Genomic DNA, 6,226 nt, shown 5'->3' on the forward strand with positions numbered 1-6,226 from the left:
CGGCGGTGAACTTCGGCGCCGTGTCGATCACCGTCCGAGCACCTCGAAAACCTCGGCGGGGGCGTGCGCCCGCTGCGCGGTGCGCACCGCGTTCGCCCGGTACGCCTGGGACAGGTCCGCGTCGACCGCGGCCAGCGCGGCCAGATGTCCGGCGAGCGCGGCCGCGTCGCCACGAGCAACCGGACCGGTGAGCGCGGCCTGTCCGCACCGCAGCGTGTTCTCCAACGCCGCCCGGGCCAGCGGACCGATCACCCGCTCGGCGATGCCGTCCGGGTCGGTGCTGCCCAGCGGTCCGGGCAACGCCGCCCGGAGCGCCTCCAGCCCATCGGCGATCACCGTGACGACGTGGTTGCCGGCGTGCGAGAGCGCGGCGTGATACAGAGCGCGGGACTCCTCGCCGACCCGGAACGGCTCCGCACCGATCTCCAGGGTCAGTGTCTCGGCGATGGCATACCCGACCTCGTCGGCTGCGGTGATGCCGAAGCAGCTGCCGGAGAGCCGCTCGACGTCCTCGTCGGCGCCGGTGAACGTCATCGCCGGGTGGATGGCCAGCGGCAGGCAGCCCTGCGCGGTCAGCGGCGCCAACACACCGACCCCGTTGGCTCCCGACGTGTGCACCACGATGGTGCCCGGCCGCACCGCCGAGGTGGTCGCCAGACCGGAGATCAGCCCGGCCAGTTCGGCGTCCGGGACGGCCAGCAGCAGCAGCTCAGCGCCGTCGGCGACGTCGGCCACCGGCATGATCGGGGTGTCCGGCAGCCGGCGGTGCGCCCGCTGCCGGGACGCGTCAGAGATGGCGCTGCACGCCACGACCACATGGTCGACGCGCTCCAACGCCACTCCGATGGCGGTGCCGACCCGGCCGGCCGAGACCAGCCCGATCTTGAGCCGCGCCGGGCGCAATCCGTCAACCTGCATCATCGCAGCGAAGAGCCTCGCAAGGTCTATGGGTTCGTTCCAGTCCCGCATCGCGGGTACCGGACGGTCCCGCCGAGTCTAACCTGGCCGGGCAGCACGCCCCAGCGATGTGCGAGAGGTCACTGCGTGCGTCGCGTCACTCCTCACGGCGACGGCGCCGCCGGCCGCCGGTTCCGGTGGGCTGCAGCCGGGCCACCAGGTCGGCGACGGACTGCCCTCCGGTCGGCGGATCGCTCGCGCTGGCCTCGTCGGGTTCGGTGCTGCGGTGTCGGGCCGCCGGCTGCGGACCGGTGCCCGGCGCGGTGGTGTACCCCGGCGGTGCGCTGGTGAATCCGGGCGCCGCCGGGGTGGTGAGCCCCGACCGCGGCGCGGTGCCGGCGGTCTGCTGACCCTGGTCGGCCGAGTCAGCCGAATGGCGGGCGCGCCGTTGCTGGCCGGCGCGATCGTCGTCACCGGGCGGCCCACCCCCGTCGGACGGCTCCGCTGCATGGGCGGCCGGCTCGGCGGTGTGCCTTCCGCGCCGTGGCCGCGGCGCCGGTTCGGCGAACGCGGCCCCGAGGTCGGTCGGCGGCGCGTCAGAGACCCAGTTGCTGCCCGGCGCTCCCGGGGGCAGCCACCGGCCTTCCGCGGCGATCGGCTGCCAGCCGGTGGATCCGGGCGCTGCGGCCCGCGCGGTCGGCTCGGGCCGCGGCTGCTCGGTCGGCGCTGCCGGCTGCGGCTGCTCGGTCGGCGCTGCCGCCTGCGGCTCGACGACCGGCCGGGGCCGCGGCGCCGGTCCGGGTGCCGGGTACGCCTGGGGCTGCGATGTCCAGCGGCCGGCGGCGTGCTCCGGCTCTGGCCGGGGCCATCGGCCGGGCCGGTGATCGGCCGCTGGCCCCGGCGCTGCGCTGTGCCGGCCGCCCGCGTACCCGACGTGGTGCTCGGTCACCGGCCGCTGCCACGACGCGGCGGCCGGTTCGGCCGGGGTGGGCACCCCCACCTCCGGGACGTCGATGATCGGGTTCTCCCCGGTGCGGCCGGTGACCACCTCGGAACGGACGTGCGACCGGCTGGACGGACCGTGGCCGTTGTCGGTCCGGCCGCCGTCGTCGGATCGATCCCAGTCGCTGTAGGCATGTACGGTGGTGCGTTCGCGCTCCAGCGCGGGGCGGTCGCCCAGGTCGGTGTCGAACAGAATCTCCAGGTTGTTGCGCAGCGCCGCCAACTCGCCGCGCAGCGCGGCCACCTCGTCGGCGGCCTGGGTACGCAGCTCCGAGGCGAGCTCGCTGCGCAGCTTCGACTCCACCGTCAGCTCGTACTCCCGCCGCGCCGAGATCTCCCGGTCCAGCTGCAGGTCGTAGACGAATTTGAGATCACGCACACGGGAGCGCTCGGCATCGCTCTGCCGCCGATAGATCACCGACACGAAGGCCGCGACGACCGCCGCCCACAGCGCCATCAGGACCGCGAGTCGGAGCAACTCCACCCGGCTGGTGAAGACCAGCGCGGAACTGGCCAAGATAGCCAGCACCAGCAACGCCGTGAACAGGGTCCAGCCGGGCCTGCGGCCACCGCGACGGGTCCTGCCGCCGTCGGACGGCACACCGGTCATCTGCGCCGCTCCACCTCATCGCTCCGCTCTGCATCGTCCCGGACGTGCATGGCCCGACTGTACCGGCCCGAGGTCGCTCCGCGTGTCGCCCCGCTCCGGCATTTCCCACCCGAGTTGATTTCCGGCCGAAGGATCAGGCTCGGCGGGATCCTGCGGGGACTTGCAGCAATGCTGCAGCCACAGCGCGGCGATCAGCAGGGCCAGTGAACCGAGAACGGCGGTGACCGTGCCGGGGGTGTCCTCGGCGGCCACCCGCAGCACCGACCGGCGCGGCAGCAGATAGCCCAGCACCCCCGCCCAGAACCCGAGCACCAGCGCACCCATCCAGGCCGAGGCCTTGGCGACGATCACGCTGCGCGCGACGGCGAGTGGATGCAACCGGTTCGCGCCGGGACCGATCTGTCCGTCGCTGATCTTCGTCCGAACGTACTGACCCCACCCCGCCTCGGCGATCGCCACGGTCAGCAGGGAGAGCCCGCCCCAGACGGTGATCGGCGGGAACCACCGGTACAACACGTGCACCAGCAGGTGGCAGACCAGCGCGGTGACGATCGCAGCGGCCGTCAGGTCGCGTCTGCGGGTCGGCCCCATCAGCGCTCCACGCGCCCCGAGCTGCGCAGGACCAGCTCGGTCAGCCGGGTGCCGGCCAGCTCGGCGGGGTCCAGCTCGACCAGCAGCTCGGCCACCGGCCGGCTGCGGCCGGCCACCGTCAACCGGCCGAGGGGTTCGATCTGCTGCCACGGCACCAGGACGAACGCCCGTAGATGCGCCAGCGGATGCGGCAGGGTCAACACCTCGTCGCGGCACACCACCTCGGCCTCGCCGCCGTCGTCGGCCTTGTCGTAGCAGCTGATCACGTCGACATCCAGCGTCCGCGGGCCCCAGCGCTGGCGGCGCACCCGGCCGGCCGCCTGCTCCAGGTCGAGGCTCCGGTGCAGCCAGGCATGCCCGTCACACCCGGGGTCGTCGACGCTCAGCACCGCGTTGAGGAATCGACCCTGGTCCACCCCGCCCCACGCCTCGGTCTCGTAGACGCCGGAGACCGCGCACACCGCGCTGCCGAATGCGTCCACCACCGACTGCAGCCGGGCCAGCCGGTCACCCAGGTTGGACCCGATCGACAGCACGGCTCTCACAGCTGCACCCCGCCCGCGTCGTCGGCCGGGATGACCACGCCCCGACGGTCCCGGCGGGCACGCCGGGTCACCACCGCCACATCGGTGAAGGTCAGCGGGATCGGCGCCTGCGGTTTGTGCAGGGTCACCTCCACGGCGTGCACCCGCTGGTCGCCCAGCACCTCCTCGGCGATCTCGGCGGCGACGGTCTCGATCAGGTTGCGCGCCGGGCCGGCAACGATCGCCGCCGCCCGCTGCGCCAACACGCCATAGTCATAGGTGTCCGACAGCTCGTCGGTGCCGGCGGCATCGGCGTGGTCGATCCAGACCGTGATGTCGACGACGAAATCCTGGCCGTCGGCTCGCTCATGCCCGAACACGCCATGGTTGCCGCGAACGGTCAGGCCACGCAGCTCGATCCGGTCAGCCATCTGCGTCCGCCCCTCCTTCGGTCCAGGCCTCGACAACCTTGAGCGCGTCGACGGAGGCGTGCACATCGTGCACCCGCACACCCCACGCCCCGTGCAAGCCGGCCAGTGCGGAGACCACCGCGGTCGCCGTGTCACGCTGGTCCGGCGGGCGCGGGGCGCCGTCCGGTCCGGCCAGCAGCGTACCGAGAAAACGCTTGCGGGATGCACCGACCAGCACCGGAACCCCGGTGGCGACCAGCCGCGGCAGTCCGTGCAGCAGCGCCCAGTTGTGCCGGCCGGTCTTGGCGAAACCGAGCCCGGGGTCGATCACCAGCTTCGCCGGATCCACCCCGGCCGCCACCGCGCGCTCGACGCCGGCGGTCAGTTCGTCGCGTACCTCACTCACCACGTCGGAGTACTGCGGCACCCGGTGCGAGCGGCCGGCGCCCACCGACCGCCAGTGCATCAGCACCCACCGCACGCCCGCCTCGGCCACCAACGGCGCCATCGCCGGGTCCGCCTGCCCGCCGGAGACGTCGTTCACCACGCTGGCCCCGGCGGCCAGCGCCGCCCGGGCGACCTCGGCGTTCATCGTGTCGATGCTCACCGTGACCCCCTGGGCGACCAGGCCGGTCACCACCGGGACGACACGGTCGGCCTCCAGCCGGGGGTCGATCCGGGTCGCGCCCGGGCGGGTGGACTCGCCGCCGACGTCGACGATCGTCGCCCCCTGAGCCGCCAGGGCAACGCCGTGTCGGACGGCGCGCTCGGCACTCAGGTAGCGCCCCCCGTCGGAGAACGAATCGGCGGTGACGTTGACCACCCCCATGACCTGGACGCGCATCGGGTTCACCTGCGCAGGATCAGGTCCAGTGCCTCGGCTCGGGATGCCTTGTCGGTCTTGAACTGACCCCGCACCGCCGAGGTCGTGGTCACCGTGCCCGGCTTGCGCACCCCCCGCATCGCCATGCACAGGTGCTCGGCCTCCACCACCACGATGACGCCGCGCGGGTCGAGTTTGCGCACCACCGCATCGGCGATCTGGCCGGTGAGCCGCTCCTGCACCTGCGGGCGGCGCGCGTACAGGTCGACGACCCGCGCCAACTTGGACAGGCCGGTAATCCGGCCGTCTTCGCCGGGGATGTAGCCGACGTGCGCCACACCGTGAAACGCCACCAGATGGTGTTCGCAGGTCGAGTACAGCGGGATCTCCTTGACCAGCACCAGTTCGTCATGCTCTTCGTCGAAGGTGGTCTCCAGCACGTTGTCCGGATCGGTGTACAGCCCGGCGAACATCTCCCGATAGCTCCGCGCCACCCGGGCCGGGGTCTCCCGCAGGCCCGGCCGTTTCGGATCCTCGCCAATCGCGCAGAGCAGCTCCCGAACCGCGGCTTCGGCGCGATCCTGGTCGAACACCCGTTCCGGGAGCGCCGCTCGCTCAGCCATCGGCCGGTTTCGGTCGCCCGGCATCGGCATCGGGCTGCTCGGCCGGCCGGGTCGGCACCGGCTGGCCCGGCACCGGCTGGCCCGGCACCGGCTGCGGCCAGTGCTGCGGCGGGTACCAGTAGCCGGGCTGATGCGGCGGCGGCCAGCCCGGCGCCTGCCAGCCGACCGGGGCGCCGTAGTTGGGTGGCACCCCGCCCGGTTGCGGCGCACCATCACCGGGTCCGTACGAGCCGTTCGTCGCGTGCGGTCCGCCGGGCTCGGCCTGCCGGCTGGCGTCGGCGATCGCCGCTTTGAACGGCGGCTCGGGCGCCGGCCGGGGCCACGGCTCGCCCCGCTCGATGGCCAGCTCGCCGGGCGTCTTGATCGGCGGCTTGTCCGACGGGGTCCGGCCGCCGAAGTCGTCGAACATGGTCAGCCGGGGCCGCTTGGTGACGTCGGCGAAGATCCGCTCCAGCTCCGCGCGGTGCAGCGTCTCCTTCTCCAGCAGCTCGCCGGCGAGGGTGTCCAGCACGTCGCGGTAGTCGGTGAGGATCTCCCAGGCCTCGGTGTGCGCGGCCTCGATGAGTTTGCGCACCTCGTCGTCGATGTCCCGGGCGACTTCATGCGAGTAGTCCGGGGCGGTGCCCATGGTCCGGCCCAGGAACGGGTCGCCGTGCTCGGTTCCGTATCGGACCGCGCCGAGTTTGGCGCTCATCCCGTACTCGGTGACCATCGCGCGGGCCACCTGGGTGGCTTTCTCGATGTCG

General features: G+C 73.1%; 6 protein-coding genes and 2 pseudogenes. All 8 read right to left on the minus strand.

The window, feature by feature from the left end; genetic code table 11:
* Positions 1 to 27: 27 nt before the first annotated feature.
* On the minus strand, positions 28 to 921 hold the full coding sequence (locus AC2VNT_RS13715) for a Rossmann-like and DUF2520 domain-containing protein (protein WP_486947385.1): 894 nt from the start codon (positions 919 to 921) through the stop codon (positions 28 to 30).
* Positions 922 to 1,054: 133 nt separating this feature from the next.
* Positions 1,055 to 2,509 carry a DUF6779 domain-containing protein gene (locus tag AC2VNT_RS13720; RefSeq protein WP_486947386.1) on the minus strand — a complete coding sequence of 485 codons (1,455 nt, stop codon included), beginning with the start codon at positions 2,507 to 2,509 and terminating at the stop codon, positions 1,055 to 1,057.
* Positions 2,510 to 2,647: 138 nt separating this feature from the next.
* Positions 2,648 to 3,100, minus strand: a pseudogene (locus AC2VNT_RS13725) (DUF3180 domain-containing protein); the annotation flags it as partial.
* Complete coding sequence (gene folK / locus AC2VNT_RS13730) at positions 3,100 to 3,645, minus strand: 2-amino-4-hydroxy-6-hydroxymethyldihydropteridine diphosphokinase (RefSeq protein ID WP_486947387.1); 546 nt, start codon at positions 3,643 to 3,645, stop codon at positions 3,100 to 3,102. The pseudogene AC2VNT_RS13725 and the gene folK, both read right to left, overlap by 1 nt.
* Positions 3,642 to 4,055, minus strand: a complete 414-nt coding sequence (folB, locus tag AC2VNT_RS13735; protein ID WP_486947388.1) for a dihydroneopterin aldolase — start codon at positions 4,053 to 4,055, stop codon at positions 3,642 to 3,644. Before folB ends, folK begins: the two co-directional genes overlap by 4 nt.
* Positions 4,048 to 4,878, minus strand: a complete 831-nt coding sequence (folP, locus tag AC2VNT_RS13740; protein ID WP_486947389.1) for a dihydropteroate synthase — start codon at positions 4,876 to 4,878, stop codon at positions 4,048 to 4,050. The genes folB and folP overlap by 8 nt, the downstream gene beginning before the upstream one ends.
* Positions 4,879 to 4,883: 5 nt before the next feature.
* Complete coding sequence (gene folE, locus AC2VNT_RS13745; RefSeq protein WP_486947390.1) at positions 4,884 to 5,480, minus strand: GTP cyclohydrolase I FolE; 597 nt, start codon at positions 5,478 to 5,480, stop codon at positions 4,884 to 4,886.
* Positions 5,473 to 6,226: pseudogene (locus AC2VNT_RS13750) on the minus strand (ATP-dependent zinc metalloprotease FtsH); the annotation flags it as partial. The gene folE and the pseudogene AC2VNT_RS13750, both read right to left, overlap by 8 nt.

Source organism: Mycobacterium sp. TH-M15 (assembly GCF_057473705.1).